This is a genomic window from Amphritea sp. GJ51-11, assembly GCF_055808735.1.
Genome location: NZ_CM147881.1, coordinates 3536238 through 3556590, shown reverse-complemented (window position 1 = coordinate 3556590; position 20353 = coordinate 3536238). Strand labels below are relative to the sequence as shown.

Here is a 20353-nt window from a genome sequence, read left to right as displayed (position 1 = left end):
GTTGGACAGAGCATATCACTCATGAGTAATGACGATATTGATAATCAAGGCCAAGAAGGCCTTGACGATTGGGGTGCTGCGATGGCTGAGCAGGCTCAGTCTGAAGCATCAACCGGGCAGGCCATCGATCTGGATGAGTTGAGAGATGACAGTGTACGACTGGATAACCCTAACTTGGATGTGATTCTCGATATTCCGGTAAAATTGTCGATGGAAGTGGGCCGGTCAGATATTTCGATTCGCAACCTATTACAGCTTAATCAGGGATCGGTTGTGGAGCTTGATCGGGTTGCCGGTGAGCCACTCGATGTGCTAGTAAACGGTACTTTGATTGCTCATGGTGAAGTTGTTGTCGTGAATGACCGCTACGGTATCCGGCTGACTGATGTGATCAGTCCGCAGGAACGTATAGATAAGCTAAGATGATCCCTTTGCGCGCCCGTTTGTCCGCTATTCTTCTGCTTTGGGCGGGGAGTTGCCAGCTAGCGCTAGCAGTGGAAGGTGAGACGGGTAAAGCCTCGAGTGTCGTGGCGCGTCAGATGGTCGACCCCGTCAATACGGGCTCGATCATGCAGTTAACCGCCGGTTTGATCTTAGTGGTGGGGTTGATTCTATCGTTGGCATGGTTGCTGAAACGGTATTCTGGCTTGCCGGGGCAGAATAAGGCCCTGCGTGTTATCGCCTCGGTGCCGTTGACGACCCGTGAAAAGCTGGTGCTGGTGCAGGCGGGTGAACAGCAGCTGTTGTTAGGGGTGGCGCCTGGGCGGGTTAATCTATTGCAAAGTTATGATCAGCCTCTGATTGAACCCGGTGCTGCATCTGGTGAGTTTGCGGCTAAGTTACAGCAGGTGTTGAGCCGTAAGGAGGCCGAGTGAAACGATTATTCGCTCTGCTATTACCGTTTCTATTGATTCTATTTCCCGGTGCCGTCTTCGCGGCGGATCTAGGTATTCCCGCTGTTACCCTTACAACCAATGCTGATGGTACTGCCGATTACAGTGTGACGCTCCAGATTTTGGGGCTGATGACACTGCTGACGTTCCTGCCCGCTATTCTGATGATGATGACTTCGTTCGCGCGTATTATCATTGTTTTTGCTATTTTGCGGCAGGCGTTGGGATTGCAGCAAACACCTTCGAACCAAATCTTGGTGGGACTATCACTGTTTCTGACACTCTTTATCATGTCGCCGGTGCTCGATAAGGTGAATGAGCAGGCGGTGCAGCCGTATTTAAATGAAGAGATTACATCTCTGGAAGCGTTAACGGCGGCTAGCTTGCCGTTTCGAGGTTTTATGTTGGCGCAAACCCGTGAAAACGATCTTAATCTGTTTATGAATATTTCCCGCACTCCGGCGGTCGAAACGCCGGAAGATATACCTTTTACAGTATTGGTGCCTTCGTTTGTGACGAGTGAGCTGAAAACGGCTTTTCAGATTGGCTTTATGCTGTTTATTCCATTTTTGGTGATCGACTTGGTGGTGGCCAGTGTTTTGATGGCAATGGGTATGATGATGTTGTCACCGGTGATTATCTCGCTGCCGTTCAAGATTATGTTGTTTGTGTTGGTCGATGGCTGGGCTATGGTAATAGGTACGCTGGCGGGCAGCTTTGTTGTTTGACGGTTTTTCAACGGTCGCGTAAGGCATCGTTTAACGCTTGGGAGAGTATCTAATGACACCGGGAATGGCACTTGATCTGTTTGGCGAAGCACTGTTTTTAGTGGTTGTGCTGGTGGCGGTGATTGTCGTGCCATCATTGCTGGTGGGGCTTATGGTATCGACCTTTCAGGCGGCTACCCAAATTAACGAACAAACCCTGAGTTTTTTGCCGCGCTTGCTGGTGACCCTGTTAACGATTATGTGGGCAGGGCCTTGGATTCTGGGACAGCTGATGGATCAGTTCCACAGTATTTTCGCCAATATACCCTTGTATTTGGGGTAAGAAATGTTGCAACTGACGTCCCTTCAGTTGGAGCAATGGGTTGCGCAGTTCTTGCTGCCCTTCTTTCGTATCGCGTCTTTTTTTATGGTGGTGCCGATGATCGGTACCCAGCTGGTGGCTGCCCGTATTAGACTGGGGTTGGCGTTAGCCATGACCATCGTTTTATTGCCTACCTTACCGGCTATGCCCGTTATCGACAGTATGTCGCTGCAAACGTATATTTTGATTGCGCAGCAGGTGCTGATTGGTACGGCGATGGCGTTTGTTATTCAGATTTTGTTTCAGATATTCTCCTTGGGGGGGCAGTTAATCTCCTCACAGATGGGGCTTGGTTTTGCCTCTGTCAGTGATCCGGCAAATGGCGTATCGGTGGTGGTGCTATCGCAACTCTATCTCATGTTGGTGATGCTACTGTTTTTGGCTTTTAACGGTCATTTGGTGATGTTTGAGGCGTTGGCCCGTAGTTTCTTTGTCTTGCCCGTGTCGGCGGGGCCGATGCCGGTGGCCGGTTATATGGCAATAGCGAAGTCGGGTAGTTGGATGTTAGCCAGTGCGCTATTAATGGCGCTGCCGGCGGTGACGGCATTGTTAGTGATTAACTTCGCTTTTGGTGTGATGGCTAAGGCCGCGCCGCAGTTGAATATTTTTGCTATCGGCTTTCCATTTACCATGCTGGTGGGGTTAGTGATTGCCTGGGTTAGTTTGGAAGGCTTTTTAGGTCAGTACCAGCGCTTTGTAGCGGTGGCATTTAATTACCTCGATGAGGTGCTTGGCGTGGGGGTGTTGTAGATGGCTGAAGACAGCGGTCAGGAGAAAACCGAAGAACCCACGTCGAAACGACTTCGTGACGCTAAAGAGAAAGGCGATGTTGCCCGATCGAAAGAGCTGGCGACGACGGTGCTGTTGTTGTCAGCGGCAGCGGCAGCGATGATGTTCGGTGGGCAGGTGGCGGATAAGATGGCCGGCATGATGAAGTTTAACTTCAGTCTTGATCGACAGGCGGTAATGGATCCGGCCGCGATGTTTATGCATCTAGGGTATTCGCTGTTTGAGGCGCTGTATGCCTGTATTGGCTTCTTTATGGTGTTATTGGTTGCAGCAATTGTGGGGCCAATCGCCCTGGGTGGCTGGAACGTCAGTATGAAAGCGATGGCGCCTAAGTTTAGTCGGATCGATCCATTGGCGGGTATTAAGCGGATGTTTTCACTTAAGGCCTTGTTGGAGCTGTTTAAAGCGCTGGCTAAATTTTTAGTGGTCGGTTCGCTCTCGTTTCTGGTGTTGATGGCTTCTAAGGACGCGCTTTTTTCGCTTGGGTCACAAGATATCTTTCCCGCCATGTCCCATGCGACTGAGATTGTGATCTGGGCGTTTCTGGTCATGAGCTGCACCATGATTCTGATTTCTCTTATCGATGTGCCCTTTCAAATCTATGATTACACGCAAAAACTCAAAATGACCTTTCAAGAGGTTAAAGATGAGATGAAAAACAGTGAGGGTAAGCCTGAAGTTAAAGGACGTATCCGACAGCTACAGCGTGAAATCTCCCAACGTAAGATGATGTCTGCAGTGCCTGAGGCGGATGTGGTCATTACCAACCCGACTCATTATGCGGTGGCCTTGAAGTATGATCAGGGCGGTGGCGGTGCGCCGTTTTTAGTGGCTAAAGGCGGGGATTTTGTTGCCCTTAAAATCAGAGAAATTGCGGATAAACACGATATCCCCGTACTTTCTGCACCACCTTTAGCGCGGGCCATCTATCACTCTACTGAAGTCGATGAAGAGATACCTTCTGGTCTATTTAAAGCAGTGGCTGAAGTGCTGGCCTATGTATTTCAGTTGCAACGCCATAAGCGTCAACAGGGTCCAGCACCGAAAGCGGTTTCTGAGGATCTGGATATTCCAGATGAGCTGCGTCAGGACGATTAATCATTCTGCTAGGTCAAATTCCGGCAAATATATGGCTGGATTCTTGCATTCCTATCCCTAAGGCCATGAAAGCGTCAAAATATTGATGTTTTTAGCCTTCTATTAATGTTATTTTTCAATCTTCAAATAATTAATTATTTTGTGATGTTTTTTTGACGCTTTGTCAGCGGAAAGATCTCATTTGGGGCGTAATGGACAGAGCAGCGATTTACAACAATGTTCGTGGAGCGAGTAAAGGGAATTTAGGTATCCCTTTTCTACTCATGCTCGTACTCGGCATGGTTACGCTGCCGATGCCGCCCTTCCTGCTGGATACCCTGTTTACCTTTAATATTGCTCTTTCTATCGTGGTGTTGTTGGTGTGTGTGTATGCCATGCGGCCGCTGGATTTTGCTGTTTTTCCTACCATTCTTCTCATTACCACCTTAATGCGCTTGGCCCTCAACGTCGCCTCGACACGAGTCGTTCTGTTGTATGGGCATGAAGGGGGTGATGCGGCGGGTAAGGTGATTGAGGCCTTCGGCGAAGTGGTGATTGGCGGCAACTATGTTGTGGGTCTGGTGGTCTTCATGATTTTAGTCATCATTAACTTTGTGGTGGTCACCAAAGGTGCAGGGCGTATATCCGAAGTAAGCGCTCGCTTTACCTTGGATGCTATGCCCGGTAAACAGATGGCGATTGATGCCGATTTGAATGCGGGATTGATCAGTCAGGAGGATGCCAAGCTGCGTCGGCAAGAGGTGACTCAGGAAGCTGACTTTTATGGTTCGATGGATGGTGCCAGTAAGTTCGTTCGTGGTGATGCGGTAGCGGGTATTTTGATTCTGGTGATCAATATCCTTGGCGGGCTGGGTATAGGCATGTTGCAACATGACCTGTCTTTTGAGCTGGCGGCCCGTTATTACTCCCTGCTGACCATTGGTGATGGGCTGGTGGCGCAGATCCCTTCGTTGCTATTATCAACCGCCGCAGCAATTATGGTGACCCGGGTTAATTCTTCCCAGGATATGGGGCAGCAGATTATTGGTCAGCTATTTGGCTCGCCAAAGGCACTGGCCGTTGCAGCTGTTATTCTGTTTATTATGGGCTCTATCCCGGGTATGCCCCATGTGGCGTTTTTGTCGTTGGCAATTGCTGCTGGGATTGGCGCCTACTTTATTCAACAGCGCAACTTGGCAGCCAAGGCTGAATTGGTTGAAGAGGGCGCGGCTAAAACCAAGCAGACGGAACCTGAGCCGGATGTGAAAGAGCTAGACTGGGATGATGTGATGCCGGTCGATATGATCGGCCTCGAGGTGGGCTATCGCTTGATACCGATGGTTGATAAATTGCAGGGCGGGCAGTTGTTGAACCGGATTAAAGGGGTGCGTAAAAAGCTTTCTCAAGATTTAGGCTTTCTCGTACCGTCAGTGCATATTCGCGATAATCTCGATTTAATGCCTGGAGCCTACCGAATCACCCTAATGGGTGTGTCTGTGGGGGAATCGGAGGTCTATCCTGATCGAGAGTTGGCAATTAACCCCGGTCAGGTGTTTGGTACTCTCAAAGGGATCGATGTAAAAGACCCTGCCTTTGGTTTGGATGCGGTGTGGATTGAGCAGAGCCAAAAGGAGCAAGCGCAGACCCTCGGTTATACGGTGGTTGATGCCGGCACAGTGGTGGCAACCCATCTTAATCAGATTCTGCAGGCGCACTCCCATGAACTGATGGGACATGATGAAGTACAAAAATTATTGGATCTATTGGGGAAAACGTCCCCAAAACTGGTAGAAGAGTTAGTACCTGGCAAGCTTTCTGTGAGTACACTGTTAAAAGTGCTACAGAATTTGCTGATGGAGCAGGTGCCGGTCAAGGATTTCAGAACCATTACCGAATCGCTGGCTGAAGCGGTTGCCCGGACGCAGGATCCGCAAAGTCTCACGGCGGCGGTACGGATATCTTTATCGCGTATGATTGTGCAGAATATTGTTGGTAATGACGATGAGCTGCCGGTGATTACCCTCGATCCTCAATTAGAGCAGTTGTTGTTAGGTTCTGTGCAACGGGGTGAGGGTGGAGAAGGCTTAGTGATTGAACCAACCATGGCTGAACGGCTGCAAACCTCCTTGGCGGAGGTTGCACAGCAGCAAGAGATTGCAGGGCGGGCTTCCATTTTATTGGTGGCGGCTCCAATCCGGCCGTTGTTGGCTAAGTTTGTACGTTATGGTGAGCACCAAATTAGTGTGCTTTCCTATCAGGAAATCCCCGAAAATAAACGGGTTACGATTATTGCTACGGTGGGTGGCCAGAATCAGGCCGGTGCTTGATTGGGTAATGAATAGAGACGGTTATGAAAGTTAAACGCTTTTTTGCTCCGGATATGAGGCAGGCCATGCAACGGGTCAGGGACGAGATCGGCCCGGACGCGGTGATTGTCTCTAATCATCGGGTGGCGGGTGGCGTTGAAGTTGTGGCGGCCCATGAGCATGAGTATGAAGCTGCGCAGCAAGAATTTAAGCGTAAACGATCAGCAGAGCACGCCCGTAAAGAAGCCCCTAAGCCCGCCAAATTGCAGAGTAACCTCGCCGAGGAGCTGCGCAAGGCGCAGGCGCGGATAGCCACGGCTCAGGAAGGTGCACCGGAACCTAGACAAAAAAATCGGCAGCTGGATGACGATGATGATGAGCTAACTGAGATTCTCGATACGCTAAAGCGCCGTCAACAAGGGCGCCAGTATCAATCGCCGAATGTTCAGGAAACCAAGGCGCGGGTGGCTGCACCGAGGCTTGATCCTACTCGGCGGCGCCATGAATTTGCACCAGAACCCCCCTGATCGAGATAATGAGCAAGATGCGATTGCCGCTTTGCAGCAGGAAATCGAATCCCTTAAAAGCATTCTTAATCGTCCCCAGACGGTAGAAAAGGCTGAACCTCCGCGTCCACCCTCTCCGCCTCAGCCAGCACGAGCAAAAGCTCAGCCCGCTAAAGCTGCGGGGCGTCCGCGTCATGAGTTGGCTGATTCTGCCATTGTAAAAGTTGAGCGTCGCTTAGAGCGGATCGGATTAGGCCCGCAGATTAGTCGCCAGTTATCGTCTAAGGTGGTTGATACCGATGAGTTGGATGATGCTTGGCGCTCCACTCTGACTCGTTTTAGTGACAATATCCCAGTGATGGGGGAAGATTTCGTCGAACGTGGTGGGATGATTGCATTTGTTGGCCCTACAGGGGTGGGTAAAACCACCACAATTGGCAAACTTGCAGCCCGTTATGTGTTAAAACATGGTAGTTCCAGTGTCGCGCTGGTGACGACGGACTCCTATCGTATCGCTGCGCATGAGCAATTGCTTACCTTTGGTCGCATTCTGGATGTGCCGGTGAGGGTCGTGGATGAAAACAATTCGTTGGATGAAGTACTGGTTTCCTTGCGAGGCAAACGTCTAGTATTAATAGACACGGCGGGTATGAACGCCCATGAACCGCATACCCAGGCACAGCTGAATATGCTGGAAGATGTCTCTGTGCGGCTGAAAAAGTTATTAGTACTGTCCTGCTCGAGTCAGCGGCATGTGATCGAAAGTGCCTATGCCACCTATGCTCCCTTGGGGTTGAGTGGTTGTGTGCTAAGTAAGCTGGATGAGTCCGGTAATCTAGGGGAAGCCCTCGATCTGGTGATCGAAAACGGTTTGTCTGTGAGTTATGTCACAGACGGGCAGCGGGTGCCGGATGATATTGACGTGGCGCATAAAAAGGATTTGGTCAGCCGGGCGGTGATCACGGCGCAGAAAGCGACCCGTAGTCGTCGCGTATTTCATGAGCATCAGCAGGATAGGTTGGCCAGAGATGAGCATTGGGAGAGCTGATTTGTTAACAGATACAGGAAACCGCCATGAGTAGTTCGCGACCGGTTAAGGTGATTGCCGTTACCGGTGGTAAAGGTGGCGTAGGCAAAACCAATGTCTCGGTTAATATGAGTCTCGCATTAGGTGAGATGGGACATCGAGTGGTATTGATGGATGCCGACCTAGGACTTGCCAATGTAGATGTTTTGCTGGGGGTTAAAGCGCAGCGTAATATTTCTGATGTGTTGTCGGGTGAATGTGGTTTAAAAGAACTACTGATCGATGTCGGTACGAATGTGCGTATTGTGCCGGCGGCTTCGGGCACACAAGCGATGACGTCATTAAGCGTCCATGAGCATTCGGAGTTGATTCACGCATTTAGTGAGATCGCCGATGATCTCGATATTCTTGTAATTGATACGGCTGCCGGTATCTCAGAGGCGGTGGTGAGTTTTGTGAAAGCGGCGCAGGATGTTGTAGTGGTCGTTTGTGATGAGCCGACGTCTATTACCGATGCCTATGCCCTGATGAAATTACTCAACCGGGATTACAAGATGACCCGCTTTCGGGTGCTGGCCAATATGGTCCGCACTGAGCAGGAAGGCCGTAATATGTATAACAAGTTATTGACGGTAACTGACCGCTTTCTCGATGTGACGCTTCAATACCTGGGTTCAATACCTTATGATGAAGCGGTAAGGAAGGGAGTGAAGCAGCAACGTGCTGTTTTAAAAGCGTTTCCGCAGAGTAAAGCGGCGCTGGCTTATAAACAGTTGGCAACTAAAGTGGACGCTTGGCCGATGCCTTCCAGCCCGCGGGGGCACCTTGAATTTTTTGTTGAGCGTTTGATTGCCGGCGCCTGAATAAATTATCAGAGTAACGTATGGTCTCTATGTATAATCAGCTTCAGTTTCAGTCAAGTCAGGAGATTATTGAGCAGCATACGACGCTGGTTAAACGTATTGCTCATCATCTATTGGCGCGTCTGCCGAGTAATGTCGTACTGGAAGATCTGATTCAGGCGGGTATGGTCGGTCTGCTGGAAGCCGCGAAGAAATATGATGCGAGTAAAGGGGCCAGTTTTGAAACCTATGCGGGTATCCGTATTCGTGGCTCGATTATTGATGAGGTCCGTCGAGGGGATTGGACGCCCCGTTCAGTGCACCGTAATGGTCGCCGGGTTTCGGAAGCTATTCAGACGATTGAATCGCGTACCGGTCGAGATGCCCAAGATGGGGAGGTTGCTGCTGAACTTGATATCAGTGTCAGTGAATATCATGCATTATTGAAAGACTCCGCTGAAAGTCGTCTGTTTAGTTTTGATAAATTGACGGGGCCGCAGGATGAGGGGCCGGGGGAAACCATTGCGAGTAATTCGCCAAACCCCTCTGACGAGTTTGAAGAAAAAGATTTTATGAAGGCGATCGCCCGTGAAATACAGGGGTTGCCGGAACGTGAGAAGCTGGTGTTGTCACTGTATTACGATGAAGAGCTTAACCTTAAAGAGATAGGTAAAGTGCTTGGTGTCAGTGAGTCACGGGTAAGCCAAATACACAGTCAAGCGGCATTACGGTTACGTGGTCGTTTAAAAGAGTGGCGGTGAGTCTGAAGAATAACTTGCCGTTTAAAACGAGTTAGGAGGGATTGTCTTGAATAAAGACATGAAAATTCTGGTAGTAGATGATTTCTCAACGATGCGACGGATTATAAAAAATCTGCTGCGGGATTTAGGGTTTACCAATATTGTCGAAGCGGATGATGGTTCAACCGCACTGCCTGTGCTTAAAGCCGGTGGGATTGATTTTTTGGTGACTGATTGGAATATGCCGAAAATGTCCGGCATTGATCTGTTAAAAACGGTTCGAGCCGACCCTTCGTTAAGTCATATACCGATCTTGATGGTCACGGCTGAAGCCAAACGAGAACAAATCATTATGGCCGCACAGGCGGGTGTTAACGGCTATATTATTAAGCCCTTCACCGCTGCGGTACTGAAAGAGAAAATTGACAAAATCTTTGAGCGCCTGCAGGGCTAGGAGGCGTTTATGTCTGATTTTGAAAAACATTACGACCAGCATCTTTTTGAAGTAGAGCTACAGACACGTGCTGAACGGCTTGTTGAACTGCTCAGTCAAGGGCAGTTACCGCAAGCGATGGATCAGGTACAGCAGCTCAATGAGATGCGTCATCAAGCACTCTACCATGAGGTGGGAACTCTCACCCGGGCCGTGCACAATGCGATTGTTGGCTTTACCGACGACGTTAGTTCTACCGAGTTATTGCAAGATTCGAAACAACGTATCGCTTCAATTTCAGACGCCAGTGAACGTCTCTCCTATGTGATAGAGTTGACTGAAGCTAATGCCCATAAAACCATTGATCAGGTGGACGAAGCATTGCAGCATGTTGCTACGATTGAGCAGGATTTCTTACAACGCCAAGAGCTGATTGAAGACCTTGCGGCGCTTAAGAGTGATCACCCACAACTCGAAGCACTCTATGAGAAAGCCTGTCGCTATGCCGGTGACCACAAAGTTGTTTTAGGCCAGCTAAAAGAACGGTTAACGGGTATTTTACTCGCACAGGAATACCAAGATATTACCGGTCAGTTAATTAAGCGGGTTATTCAGCTGGTGGCTGATATCGAAGAAAAACTAGTTGGATTAATGGCAGTGGCCTCCCGGGTGAATAGCCTCGGTGCGTTGCCGATTGCGGATTGTGCGACACCAGTAGTCGAACCATCGGTTGCTGAGAGTTCAGAGATTAAAGCCGAAGGGCCTCAGATGAAGGGGCGAAATCAAGGGGCGGTTGCATCCAATCAGGATGATGTTGATGACCTCCTGTCTAGCCTCGGTTTTTGAAGGGTAAAGCGAATGTCCTTGAATGTTGATCAGGAAATATTGGAAGACTTTTTAGTTGAAGCTGGAGAAATTCTAGAACAGCTATCTGAGCAGTTGGTCGATCTTGAGCAACATCCTGAAGATCGTGAATTACTTAACGCTATTTTTCGCGGTTTTCATACCGTAAAGGGCGGGGCCGGCTTTCTTCAACTCGATCCGATGGTTGATTGCTGCCACAGCGCTGAAAATCTCTTTGATCAGTTGCGTAACAATGCTTTAAAAGTTTCTTCAGCGTTAATGGATCTAGTGCTTCAAGCATTGGATAGTATTAACGCTATGTTTGAGACAGTAAAGCAGGGTAGCTATCCTGATCCGGTTGATCCTCAGCTGTTAGCCGGCTTAGATGCGATCGCTTCCGGCAAGTCCCTTGGAGCACCGATGCCGTCGTCAGCGCCAGTCGCACCGGCGAAAGCCGATGATGTCTCTGTTGCGGCAGAGTTTGATTCCCTCGTGGCGGGGTTGGCGACGGATGTTCCTGGTGCGAATAGTGCAGGGGCCTCTGATCTTATTACTGAAGATGAGTTCGACGACCTACTCGATCAATTGCACGGCGCTCATGGTGCACCGGGTATGTCGGCCCCCGTCTCAGATCTTATTACCGAAGATGAATTTGATAACCTGCTAGATACTCTGCATGGCCCGGGTGGTGCACCCGGCGTTAAGCCTGTTGATACCCGTGCCGATGATGAGTTTGATCAGCTACTGGGTGCGACTGAGCCGGCTTCGCCTGTCATGCCAACCTCAGCGGTAAGTGATGATCTAATTGACGATGATGAATTCGAACATTTATTAGATGATCTGCAGTCTAAGGGTGAAGGCGCCTTTGCGGCGATAACGCCTAAACCGACTGGCGCTGCTCCGATGACGCCCGCGACCTCCTTTTCTCCCCCAGTGTTGAGAGCGCGCCTGCCTCGGCAGCCGCAGCTAAAGCCCATCCCCACAAACCGGTCGCTGAAAGCAATGTTCGGGTGGATACCCGTCTGCTAGATCAGATTATGAATATGGTGGGTGAGTTGGTACTGGTTCGTAACCGCTTGGTTAGGTTGGGTGCTGAGGTCGACGACGGTGATATGTCAAAAGCATTAGCGTCATTAGACATGGTGACCGCTGATCTGCAGATGTCGGTGATGAAAACCCGCATGCAGCCGGTTAAAAAGGTTTTTGGTCGTTTTCCTCGCTTAGTTCGCGACCTATCTCGGCAGTTGCACAAAGAGGTCAACCTTGAACTGCGCGGCGAAGATACCGATCTGGATAAAAACCTAGTCGAAGCATTGGCAGATCCTCTGATTCACTTAGTCCGAAACGCAATCGATCATGGTATTGAAGAGCCTGCCGTTCGAGAATTTAATGATAAGCCTCGTGAAGGTCATGTGCTGTTATCGGCTGAACAAGAAGGCGACCACATTCTGCTGGTGATTGAGGATGATGGCGCGGGTATGGATCCCAATGTACTGCGTAATCTAGCCGTTAAACGCGGTATGCTTGATCATGAAGCAGCCGCTCGACTGAGTGATCATGAGTGTTACAATCTGATTTTTGCAGCGGGCTTCTCAACCAAAGAACAGATCTCGGATGTTTCGGGTCGCGGTGTTGGGATGGATGTGGTGAAAACCAAAATCTCCCAGCTCAACGGTAAGTTAGATGTCGATTCTACCCTTGGCATGGGGTCGCGTATTGAAATACAGGTGCCGTTGACTCTCGCTATTATGCCCACCTTGATGGTGCTGCTTGAAAGTCAGGCGTTTGCACTACCGCTGGTCAATGTAAATGAGATTTTCAATCTTGATCTAACACAAATTAATATGGTTGACGGGCAGCAGGTTATTATCGTTCGCGATAAAGCGATGCCACTGTTTCATTTGAAACGCTGGTTGATGAAAGGCTTCGAGAAAGACCCGTTGCCTGAAAATGGCCATGTGGTAATCACTAACGTTGGTACCATGCAGGTCGCATTTGTGGTTGATCAACTAGTGGGTCAAGAAGAGGTTGTAATTAAGCCCCTTGGCTCTGTTTTACACGGCACCCCAGGATTATCGGGCGCTACGATTACGGGTGATGGTCGGATTGCTTTGATTGTTGATATTCCTAGCCTCTTGAAGGCATACGCCAGTTGAGCATTATGTTCGCGCGGCAGACTTATACTGGATAACCGTATGGCAGTTCGAGTTTTAGTTGTTGATGATTCATTCTTCTTTCGCAACCGTATAAAGCAAATACTGTCTAGTAACCCTGGCATCGTCGTGGTGGATACGGCTAAAGACGGTGAAGAGGCGGTGGCTAAAGTGAAGTCGCTGCATCCGGATGTGGTCACTATGGATGTGGAGATGCCGAAGATGGATGGCATCACCGCGTTAAAACAGATTATGTCTGAAAACCCATGCCAAGTGATTATGTTGTCGTCGCTGACACGTCGTAGTGCTTCGGTCACCCTTGAAGCGCTAGCCCAGGGGGCTGCTGACTATATGGAAAAAGACGCCCGGGCCTGGGTTGCAGGGCCGGGTTCCACCGAGTCTGGTCATATAGAAACCATACTGACCGAAAAAATTCTGGCGTTAGGTCGGCGCACGCCTCGCCCAGTATCGTCTGTTACGATTAGGGCGAATAGAACCTCGGTGAGTGCCGCTTCAAATGTTATCAGTACCCCGTGGAAGGAAAAAAGCGATAAGGAGGTCTCTGTTCCAGACTGTGACATTGTTACGATTGGTTCCTCTACCGGCGGCCCTGCAGCCTTACAATTTATTCTGACGCAAATACCGGCTGATTTTCCTGTGCCAATACTGCTGACTCAACATATGCCTAAAGCATTCACCTCTGTTTTCGCCAAGCGTCTCGATGATTTAAGTCTTATCAAGATTAAAGAGGCTGAAAATGGTGACAAGTTAAAGCCGGGGCATGCTTATCTTGCGCCGGGTGGTCAGCAAATGATTTTAGATCCGGCCAATCCCAACAAGTTGATTATTCGCGCAAGCGATGAGCGCATGACCTATAAACCGAGTGTTGATCTGACCTTCGCTTCGGTGGCCAAAGGCTATGGTCGGCGGGTGTTGGCGCTGGTCATGACCGGTATGGGGGCTGATGGTTGTGATGGTGCACGGGTGTTGAAAAAAGCTGGTGCCACGGTTTGGGCACAAGATAAAGAAAGCTGTACTATTTTTGGTATGCCAAAAGCCGTTATTCAAGCGGATCTGGCTGATGCGGTGCTGAATCTGGAAACTATCCGGCAACTGTTTAATCATTGGGGACACAAATGAACCTAGTGAGTCTGAGTGGCATACTGCTGGCGGTTATTGCCATTTTTGGTGGCAACTATCTCGAAGGTGGTGGTTTTGATGAGCTGTTTGATCTTCCTGCCCTGTTGATTGTGATTGGGGGGACCTTTGCAGCGGTGTTAATTCAATCATCCCCTGCGGAGCTTTCTCGAGCAGCTAAGTTATCTGTGAGTGTGTTTGGTAAAACCGATTTGGATTACCGTGACGGGATTAATAATATTGTCAGCTGGTGTGTAACTGCGCGTCGTAAGGGATTACTGGCGTTAGAGGATGAGATTGCCGGCCAAAGTGATAGCTTCGTGCGCAATGGTTTGCAGCTGTTGGTGGATGGCCGCACCGCGGATGTGATTCGTTCGACCCTTGAAACCGAGCTAGTGAGTCGTGAAAATCGTGACTTGCAGGCGGCTAAGGTGCTCGAGAGTATGGGCGGGTATGCCCCGACGATGGGTATTATCGGTGCGGTGCTTGGGTTGATACATGTGATGTCTAACTTACAAGATCCGGCTAACTTAGGGTCGGGTATAGCAACCGCATTTGTCGCAACAATTTATGGTGTGGCGCTTGCAAACCTGCTGTTTCTGCCGCTGTTTAATAAGATTCGAGCGGTGATATTGAAGCGTTTTTACTATCAAGAGATGATGCTGGAAGGGTTGCTATCCATTGCCGAGGGCCAGAACCCTAAAATCATTCAGCTACGTCTGCAAGGATATCTGGAACAGGGGCCTTAACGTGTCCAGGCGTCGAGTCGAAGAGCAAGATCTACACTCCCAGCGTTGGATTATCTCCTATGCTGACCTGTTAACCTTATTGTTAGCGCTTTTTGTGGTGATGTACGCTATCTCGTCGGTGAATGAAGAGAAGTATCGCCAGGTCGCTGACTCATTTGCCGGCGTGTTTGCTAAGCAACCCTCTAATAATCCGGTCGATAGACAATCCACAGTTGATCCCACTGGCGTTGGTCAAACCTTAGGGGAGGCCAGTCAGCAAAGCACAATCGTGAAAATTGTGCCACCAAAGCCGGAAAATAGCGCTGCACTTCAGGCGATTGGTGAGCAGCTGCAGATGCAGTTTAAAAAACTGATTCGCACCGGACATGCGGCGGTGCAGAGTAATAATCTTTGGGTCGCCTTAGAGTTGGGCGCCAATCTCGTTTACCCTGAAGGTGGCTCATTACCAGCGATCACATCCGATCCGGTGTTTGAGCGGGTGGCGAAAATACTTAAACAGTATGATAACCCTATCCACGTTGAAGGCTATACTGATAATCAGTTTATCTCTTCTGATCAATACCCTTCGAACTGGGAATTATCCGCGGCAAGGGCTGCCGGTGTGGTGCGAATCCTCGAAATGAATGGTATTCCGCCGCAGCGCATGGCTGCGGTAGGTTTTGGTGAATATCAACCATTGGGTGATAACGGCACGGAAAACGGTCGCAGAGTGAATCGTAGAATCGTGATTGTGATTACTCGAGATCGGAAAACCCAACGGGTTGTCTCTGCTTTTGGCAGTGAGCAGGTGAGTGAAGACGCGGTGAGCACTATTTTGACGGAAAGCGGTTTGCCTGAATCAGCCATCAAAACGGTTGAAGATGATCAGGGGCGGATTAGTTTTAGTCGTCAAGAAGCGACTCAACCGCTGGATACAGAAACATTAACGTCGCCGGAGCGTTTTTCTCCGCAGGCACAGGAGTCACCGCAGTAATGCAGGTATGGGCGGTAGCCAATCAGAAAGGTGGCGTGGGTAAAACCACGACTGCTGTTACATTAGCCGGGTTGTTGGCTGATGCCGGGCAACGGGTGTTATTGGTCGATCTTGATCCTCACGGCTCGATGACCAGTTATTTTAAGTATGATCCGGATGAATTAGAAAACAGTGTTTATGACCTGTTTCAGCCGGGTGAGATCGACATGAAACGGCTTGAGCCGTTGTTAATGCCTACCTCGAATGAAGGCATCGACCTCATTCCAGCGACGACAGCGCTAGCTACGCTGGAGCGAAAATCTGTTGGTCAAGAAGGCATGGGGTTACAGGTTGCTAAAGCGCTGCGGTTGGTAAAAGACCGCTATGACTATGTCGTGATCGATAGTCCACCGGTGTTAGGTGTGCTTATGATCAATGCGTTAGCCGCGTGTGGCCATCTGTTGGTGCCGGTTCAAACGGAGTTTTTGGCCTTGAAAGGGCTAGAGCGAATGCTGCGTACTATCGCTATGATCAATCGAGCGAGAAAACGACAGCTAACCTATACCCTTATCCCCACGTTTTATGACCGTACTGTTCCAACGTCTGTCAGCTGTTTGCGAGAGTTACATCAGCGCTTTGTGGATAATATGGCTGCTTCCGTGGTGCCGGTAGATAGTAAGTTTATTACTGCCAGTGCTAAAGGGGTGACACCGTCGGAGCTGGATCTGACTATGCCGGGTGTGCAGGCTTATATCCGTATATTACGCGGTTTGGCGGAACGGAGTAGAGGATGAGTGACGGTCAGTTAAATCGACAGCAGCAGCTAGTAAAAGAGTATCTCGATACCTTACTTAAGGATGAAGGTAATCCTTATAGCGTTGAAGGTGAGCTTGAGCTGGCGCAAACGCCGGAGGTAGGCGTTAATGAGACATCTTTGGTGTCGGCGGAGCTGCCAAAAGCTGGTCCCGAGATGGAAGATGTCGATCTCGATGAGATGGAAATAATACTGGATATGTCTGGCGAGCAGCCCAATACTGTTCAGCCAGAGCCAGAGCCAGAGCCAGAGCCAGAGCCAGAGCCAGAGCCAGAGCCAGAGCCAGAGCCAGAGCCAGAGCCAGAGCCAGAGCCAGAGCCAGAGCCAGAGCCAGAGCCAGAGCCAGAGCCAGAGCCAGAGCCAGAGCCAGAGCCAGAGCCAGAGCCAGAGCCAGAGCCAGAGCCAGAGCCAGAGCCAGAGCCAGAGCCAGAGCCAGAGCCAGAGCCAGAGCCAGAGCCAGAGCCAGAGCCAGAGCCAGAGCCAGAGCCAGAGCCAGAGCCAGAGCCAGAGCCAGAGCCAGAGCCAGAGCCAGAGCCAGAGCCAGAGCCAGAGCCAGAGCCAGAAATCGTGGTGGAACCGTTACAATGCCTACTGGTGAAAATGTATGGCATTAAGCTCGCATTGCCCGTTAAATATTTACAAGGTGCACATGATATTAAAGCCATGAAATTGGGGCTGAATCATGATGATGAGTGGATTTTGGGTAGTTATGATGAGTCGGGTACTTTGGTGCGGGTGGTTGATACCGCCATGTGGATTGTGCCGGAACGATATGAGCCTGATAAAGCTGATTATGCTGAATTAATAAAATTTAAAGACTCGGGATGGGCGATAACGATCGATTTGATGATTGGTTCTCAAACAATAGAAGCCGAGTCCATTACTTGGAATAACAACCCTAAATCGCGACCGTGGCTGTTGGGTACCTGTATGACACATCAGTGCGCGATTATGAATATTCCGGCGCTGTTAGATGAACTGGATGCAGCGTGGCATCAGTGATGAGGAGATAGAATGATCTGGTTTGCCCTGGCGGTTGTCGCCGTGATTGCATCGGTGTCGGTAGGATACACGATTAATGCTCGGCGGAAGCTGCAGCAACATCAGCGCCAGTATGAAGCATTAATTAATGTGCTGCGCAACGAAATACAAGCGTTGACGAGTAGTTCCATCGGTATGGGTCATCGTCTAATGGATGTTGAAAATCAACTTAATATTACCGCTGAAAAACAGCAGGAATTGGCTAATCGCGACCCCGGTGTGCTGGCCTATAATCAGGCCGCTCGGTTAATGGAGATGGGGGCTGATGTCGATGATCTGGTGAAGAACTGCGGTATCGGCCGGCCTGAGGCTGAATTGATGGCGCTGTTGCATAAAGAGATAGCGGCACCGGATAAACAAAGCTAACAGCTTTACCTTAACGGTTTAGCCTCGCTGGCTGGTCGTTAGTTAAGGTGTTTCGTTTTTTAGTTTATAGGTAAAGGCGATGATCTCGGCAATGGCGCGATAGAGTGCTTCCGGAATCTCATCGCCGAGTTCTAAGCGCAATAGCACCTCAACCAGCTCCGGACTTTCGTGAATATGTACATCGTGTTCCTTGGCTAACCGGATGATCTGTTCGGCAATTACGCCTTGACCCTTTGCGGTGATCTTTGGTGCCCCTTGGTGATCATAATTAAGGGCAATCGCTTTTTGATACTCTTCAGTTTTTTTATTCATTGATGACTCGCTCAGGTTGTGACATCAATTAACTGTTCAACCTGGTTGATGGCCTTAGGCGCGGCGCCTTCACTGCAATGGGTGGAATGAATGCTGAACCCTTGAAGGTGCAACTGCTGATTAAAACTGGGTAGCTTCTCATTCAGTTCCTCCGCTACGGCGGATTGGCTACACCAAAAATGTGCGGTAATTTGATGTTCATCTTCCAGCACCAGCTCTGCATCGATGGTGCCTTTTTCCTGCATATCAAAATGTAACCGAACCCGCCAAAGCTGTTGCCATTTATCTTCAGACAGTTGGCGGCGATGCTCCGAGAGCTTAAGTTCGACATTATCCAGTTGATCACCGTTCTTAATCGGTAAATCCAATGAAAAATAACGTTCAAGCCCTCCGTCACTATTGATGCGGGTGTTGTGGATGCTATCCAGTTGATTGGTGGTGATGCGGTTTAGTAATCCTTTAACTAGGTCTTGTAACTGTTGTCGTGGCTGTTCGGGCAATTTATCCGCCTGCTGTAACAGTTGACTCAGTTGATATTTCATATCATTGGTCGAGATTTGGCTGCGCGGGTCGGCGAGATTGCGCTCCGTGAATAGCCCGCCATTGAGTAAGTTCTGTTGTACCCCGGCTTGAGCTTGAGCAGCCGATTCGGTTTTGACACCAAAGAGCGATAGCAGTGAGCTGATCATGCCGTTAACGGGGCTTTTTTCACCACCGGCTTTATTATTCAGTTGTTGCAGTTTAAGCAGGCTGTCGGCAATGGGTTGTTGGGTTGGTAGCACATAACGTAGTGCGTCATTAATGGTATGGGCGAGATTCTGGTTTTGCGCCGGTGAGGTGATGGGCTGTATCTGCACCTGGTTATCAGCAGTGCGGGTCAGCATCACCTTACCATCGAAGGGCAGAGATTGATTAAGGTTTAGCGAAAACGGGCGGCCATTGATGGTGGCGACAATGTTACCTTCGCCAGCTCCGGTTCTAACGGCCACCGATACGTTTGCTAGAACCGGGCGGTTAATGGGCAATAGCCGGTTGAGTTCTGCCGCAGAGCGGGCAGGAATCGTCGCTGTGGAGGGTAAGTTCGTTGAAGCTTGCTGCCCCCGTTGATCTTGAGGGGACGTCTGCGGGCCGTTCTGACGCAATGGCACTGGCTGCTGGTTATTCGTCAGTGTTTGGGTGTTCGTGCTGGCCGCGGTGTTTGCTGGGCTTGCGTTACTACTTAAGAGTAACTCCCCGGCAGCGGTGCGGGTGAGCGTTGCTGTGGTGCCGGGCGGTAGGGATTGATCACTTTTTAACTGATATAGCTGACTACCGAGCTGCACCTGTAAGGTAAATTGATTCGGCCGTGATGCATCGGGGTTGCTTTGGCGCACGTTAATTTGGGTCGGACTGTTGAGCGGCAGCGTACGCACCAGTTCGGTGGCAGAGAGGGGTTTTCCCGCGCTGTTTTGCAGATTCTGTATGCTCAGTGGATTAAGCATTCGTTATTTTCCTGCTCAGGTTCCATACCTTCATAGTTCTTTTGACCGAGTTATGCACTACGGCTGTTTATTTTGTATATAATGCCTTGCTTTCGGCGGATATTGCTAATTATAAAGGCGGCATTGTCTGTTTTGCTTTTTTTGAGGTTGTTCTGTTGTCCACACCAAGACTGAAAATCGAGAATCTGTTCTGTGAGCGTGATGAGCGAGTGCTATTCGAAGCGCTTTGCTTTGATGTGCACGCCGGTGAAGTGATTCAGATAGAAGGCCAGAATGGCAGTGGTAAAACCACCTTGCTGCGGATTCTCAGTGGTTTGTCGCGTCATTTTGAAGGTGATATCTACTGGCAAGGTGAACATCTCGATAACTGCGCTTCTGATTACCGGGAGTCGTTACTCTATTTTGGTCATCAGCCCGGCGTTAAAGCGGTGTTGACGCCGCGAGAAAATCTTCAATGGTATGCGTCATTACACCCGGATATGGCGTTAGAAAAGCTTGATTATGCGCTAATGAAAGTGGGGTTGACCGGCTATGAGGATGTACCTTGTCATACGCTTTCTGCCGGTCAGAACCGCCGTGTTAGCTTGGCGCGGCTTTATTTGAGTGGGGCGCCTCTCTGGATTCTGGATGAGCCTTTTACGGCAATTGATAAACGTGGTGTGGCAGAACAAGAAGCCCTGATGGCGGCTCATGCCGAGCAGGGAGGGACGGTTATTTTGACGACCCACCACGAGTTGGCTATGGGTGATAAGATCCGTCGGCTTAATCTAGATCAATTAGCGGGAACTTTATGAGCGATACTA

At 49.8% G+C, this 20353-nt stretch carries 22 protein-coding genes and 1 pseudogene; 21 read left to right on the top strand and 2 right to left on the bottom strand.

Going from position 1 to position 20353, the window contains the following annotated elements; genetic code table 11:
- Positions 1 to 21 precede the first annotated feature (21 nt).
- From fliN to AC0L4K_RS15910, 20 genes and pseudogenes are all read left to right on the top strand, one after another.
- Positions 22 to 426 (top strand): flagellar motor switch protein FliN, encoded by a 405-nt coding sequence (fliN, locus tag AC0L4K_RS16005; RefSeq protein WP_417223790.1) that lies wholly within the window; start codon positions 22 to 24, stop codon positions 424 to 426.
- A complete protein-coding gene (gene fliO / locus AC0L4K_RS16000) occupies positions 423 to 875 on the top strand; it encodes a flagellar biosynthetic protein FliO (RefSeq protein ID WP_417223792.1) in 453 nt (150 codons plus the stop codon). Before fliN ends, fliO begins: the two co-directional genes overlap by 4 nt.
- Positions 872 to 1621, top strand: a complete 750-nt coding sequence (gene fliP, locus AC0L4K_RS15995; protein ID WP_417223794.1) for a flagellar type III secretion system pore protein FliP — start codon at positions 872 to 874, stop codon at positions 1619 to 1621. Before fliO ends, fliP begins: the two co-directional genes overlap by 4 nt.
- Before the next feature lie 52 nt (positions 1622 to 1673).
- Positions 1674 to 1943 carry a flagellar biosynthesis protein FliQ gene (gene fliQ, locus AC0L4K_RS15990; protein ID WP_417223795.1) on the top strand — a complete coding sequence of 90 codons (270 nt, stop codon included), beginning with the start codon at positions 1674 to 1676 and terminating at the stop codon, positions 1941 to 1943.
- Between the two features lie 3 nt (positions 1944 to 1946).
- Positions 1947 to 2732: a flagellar biosynthetic protein FliR gene (fliR, locus tag AC0L4K_RS15985; protein ID WP_417223797.1), complete on the top strand. Its 786-nt coding sequence runs from the start codon at positions 1947 to 1949 to the stop codon at positions 2730 to 2732.
- Positions 2733 to 3869, top strand: coding sequence for a flagellar biosynthesis protein FlhB (flhB, locus tag AC0L4K_RS15980; protein ID WP_417223798.1), 1137 nt, complete (start codon positions 2733 to 2735; stop codon positions 3867 to 3869). It begins immediately after the preceding gene.
- Between the two features lie 191 nt (positions 3870 to 4060).
- Positions 4061 to 6175, top strand: coding sequence for a flagellar biosynthesis protein FlhA (gene flhA, locus AC0L4K_RS15975; RefSeq protein ID WP_473267158.1), 2115 nt, complete (start codon positions 4061 to 4063; stop codon positions 6173 to 6175).
- A gap of 23 nt (positions 6176 to 6198) precedes the next feature.
- Positions 6199 to 6681: a hypothetical protein gene (locus AC0L4K_RS15970; protein ID WP_473267156.1), complete on the top strand. Its 483-nt coding sequence runs from the start codon at positions 6199 to 6201 to the stop codon at positions 6679 to 6681.
- Positions 6656 to 7708 (top strand): flagellar biosynthesis protein FlhF, encoded by a 1053-nt coding sequence (flhF, locus tag AC0L4K_RS15965; RefSeq protein WP_473267155.1) that lies wholly within the window; start codon positions 6656 to 6658, stop codon positions 7706 to 7708. Before AC0L4K_RS15970 ends, flhF begins: the two co-directional genes overlap by 26 nt.
- Before the next feature lie 26 nt (positions 7709 to 7734).
- Positions 7735 to 8550: a MinD/ParA family protein gene (locus AC0L4K_RS15960; RefSeq protein WP_417223802.1), complete on the top strand. Its 816-nt coding sequence runs from the start codon at positions 7735 to 7737 to the stop codon at positions 8548 to 8550.
- A 29-nt stretch (positions 8551 to 8579) separates the two neighbouring features.
- Positions 8580 to 9290 carry an RNA polymerase sigma factor FliA gene (locus tag AC0L4K_RS15955; protein ID WP_473267153.1) on the top strand — a complete coding sequence of 237 codons (711 nt, stop codon included), beginning with the start codon at positions 8580 to 8582 and terminating at the stop codon, positions 9288 to 9290.
- Between the two features lie 58 nt (positions 9291 to 9348).
- Positions 9349 to 9723 carry a chemotaxis response regulator CheY gene (gene cheY / locus AC0L4K_RS15950; RefSeq protein ID WP_473269236.1) on the top strand — a complete coding sequence of 125 codons (375 nt, stop codon included), beginning with the start codon at positions 9349 to 9351 and terminating at the stop codon, positions 9721 to 9723.
- A gap of 9 nt (positions 9724 to 9732) precedes the next feature.
- Complete coding sequence (locus AC0L4K_RS15945; RefSeq protein ID WP_417223808.1) at positions 9733 to 10548, top strand: protein phosphatase CheZ; 816 nt, start codon at positions 9733 to 9735, stop codon at positions 10546 to 10548.
- Positions 10549 to 10560: 12 nt separating this feature from the next.
- Positions 10561 to 12701: pseudogene (locus tag AC0L4K_RS15940) on the top strand (chemotaxis protein CheA).
- A gap of 39 nt (positions 12702 to 12740) precedes the next feature.
- Positions 12741 to 13838: a protein-glutamate methylesterase/protein-glutamine glutaminase gene (locus tag AC0L4K_RS15935; RefSeq protein ID WP_417223812.1), complete on the top strand. Its 1098-nt coding sequence runs from the start codon at positions 12741 to 12743 to the stop codon at positions 13836 to 13838.
- Positions 13835 to 14584, top strand: a complete 750-nt coding sequence (locus tag AC0L4K_RS15930; RefSeq protein ID WP_417223813.1) for a flagellar motor protein — start codon at positions 13835 to 13837, stop codon at positions 14582 to 14584. The genes AC0L4K_RS15935 and AC0L4K_RS15930 overlap by 4 nt, the downstream gene beginning before the upstream one ends.
- 1 nt (position 14585) lies before the next feature.
- Positions 14586 to 15557, top strand: a complete 972-nt coding sequence (locus tag AC0L4K_RS15925; RefSeq protein ID WP_473267151.1) for a flagellar motor protein MotB — start codon at positions 14586 to 14588, stop codon at positions 15555 to 15557.
- A complete protein-coding gene (locus AC0L4K_RS15920) occupies positions 15557 to 16330 on the top strand; it encodes a ParA family protein (RefSeq protein ID WP_417223815.1) in 774 nt (257 codons plus the stop codon). Before AC0L4K_RS15925 ends, AC0L4K_RS15920 begins: the two co-directional genes overlap by 1 nt.
- Positions 16327 to 17352 carry a chemotaxis protein CheW gene (locus tag AC0L4K_RS15915; protein WP_473267149.1) on the top strand — a complete coding sequence of 342 codons (1026 nt, stop codon included), beginning with the start codon at positions 16327 to 16329 and terminating at the stop codon, positions 17350 to 17352. The genes AC0L4K_RS15920 and AC0L4K_RS15915 overlap by 4 nt, the downstream gene beginning before the upstream one ends.
- A 12-nt stretch (positions 17353 to 17364) precedes the next feature.
- Positions 17365 to 17757, top strand: a complete 393-nt coding sequence (locus AC0L4K_RS15910; protein WP_473267147.1) for a DUF2802 domain-containing protein — start codon at positions 17365 to 17367, stop codon at positions 17755 to 17757.
- Positions 17758 to 17799: 42 nt separating this feature from the next.
- Here the strand turns inward: AC0L4K_RS15910 and AC0L4K_RS15905 are convergent, their stop codons facing one another.
- Together AC0L4K_RS15905 and fliK are read right to left on the bottom strand one after the other, a co-directional pair.
- Entirely contained in the window at positions 17800 to 18069 is a 270-nt protein-coding gene (locus tag AC0L4K_RS15905; RefSeq protein WP_417223819.1) for an EscU/YscU/HrcU family type III secretion system export apparatus switch protein, read from the bottom strand.
- A gap of 11 nt (positions 18070 to 18080) precedes the next feature.
- Positions 18081 to 19550, bottom strand: coding sequence for a flagellar hook-length control protein FliK (gene fliK / locus AC0L4K_RS15900; RefSeq protein ID WP_473267144.1), 1470 nt, complete (start codon positions 19548 to 19550; stop codon positions 18081 to 18083).
- A 155-nt stretch (positions 19551 to 19705) separates the two neighbouring features.
- Between fliK and ccmA the strand changes: the two genes are divergently transcribed.
- Positions 19706 to 20344 (top strand): cytochrome c biogenesis heme-transporting ATPase CcmA, encoded by a 639-nt coding sequence (gene ccmA, locus AC0L4K_RS15895; protein WP_473267142.1) that lies wholly within the window; start codon positions 19706 to 19708, stop codon positions 20342 to 20344.
- The last annotated feature ends 9 nt before the right edge of the window (positions 20345 to 20353 follow it).

Excerpts from the sequence above, each read along its gene's own strand:
- AC0L4K_RS15915 (WP_473267149.1), top strand. The coding sequence starts at position 16,327 with ATGAGTGACGGTCAGTTAAATCGACAGCAGCAGCTAGTAAAAGAGTAT.
- fliO (WP_417223792.1), top strand. The coding sequence starts at position 423 with ATGATCCCTTTGCGCGCCCGTTTGTCCGCTATTCTTCTGCTTTGGGCG.
- AC0L4K_RS15955 (WP_473267153.1), top strand. The coding sequence starts at position 8,580 with ATGTATAATCAGCTTCAGTTTCAGTCAAGTCAGGAGATTATTGAGCAG.
- AC0L4K_RS15905 (WP_417223819.1), bottom strand. The coding sequence starts at position 18,069 with ATGAATAAAAAAACTGAAGAGTATCAAAAAGCGATTGCCCTTAATTAT.
- AC0L4K_RS15945 (WP_417223808.1), top strand. The coding sequence starts at position 9,733 with ATGTCTGATTTTGAAAAACATTACGACCAGCATCTTTTTGAAGTAGAG.
- flhF (WP_473267155.1), top strand. The coding sequence starts at position 6,656 with ATGAATTTGCACCAGAACCCCCCTGATCGAGATAATGAGCAAGATGCG.
- fliK (WP_473267144.1), bottom strand. The coding sequence starts at position 19,550 with ATGCTTAATCCACTGAGCATACAGAATCTGCAAAACAGCGCGGGAAAA.
- fliN (WP_417223790.1), top strand. The coding sequence starts at position 22 with ATGAGTAATGACGATATTGATAATCAAGGCCAAGAAGGCCTTGACGAT.
- AC0L4K_RS15970 (WP_473267156.1), top strand. The coding sequence starts at position 6,199 with ATGAAAGTTAAACGCTTTTTTGCTCCGGATATGAGGCAGGCCATGCAA.
- AC0L4K_RS15960 (WP_417223802.1), top strand. The coding sequence starts at position 7,735 with ATGAGTAGTTCGCGACCGGTTAAGGTGATTGCCGTTACCGGTGGTAAA.
- flhA (WP_473267158.1), top strand. The coding sequence starts at position 4,061 with ATGGACAGAGCAGCGATTTACAACAATGTTCGTGGAGCGAGTAAAGGG.
- AC0L4K_RS15930 (WP_417223813.1), top strand. The coding sequence starts at position 13,835 with ATGAACCTAGTGAGTCTGAGTGGCATACTGCTGGCGGTTATTGCCATT.
- fliR (WP_417223797.1), top strand. The coding sequence starts at position 1,947 with ATGTTGCAACTGACGTCCCTTCAGTTGGAGCAATGGGTTGCGCAGTTC.
- AC0L4K_RS15935 (WP_417223812.1), top strand. The coding sequence starts at position 12,741 with ATGGCAGTTCGAGTTTTAGTTGTTGATGATTCATTCTTCTTTCGCAAC.
- cheY (WP_473269236.1), top strand. The coding sequence starts at position 9,349 with ATGAAAATTCTGGTAGTAGATGATTTCTCAACGATGCGACGGATTATA.
- fliQ (WP_417223795.1), top strand. The coding sequence starts at position 1,674 with ATGACACCGGGAATGGCACTTGATCTGTTTGGCGAAGCACTGTTTTTA.
- AC0L4K_RS15910 (WP_473267147.1), top strand. The coding sequence starts at position 17,365 with ATGATCTGGTTTGCCCTGGCGGTTGTCGCCGTGATTGCATCGGTGTCG.
- flhB (WP_417223798.1), top strand. The coding sequence starts at position 2,733 with ATGGCTGAAGACAGCGGTCAGGAGAAAACCGAAGAACCCACGTCGAAA.
- AC0L4K_RS15920 (WP_417223815.1), top strand. The coding sequence starts at position 15,557 with ATGCAGGTATGGGCGGTAGCCAATCAGAAAGGTGGCGTGGGTAAAACC.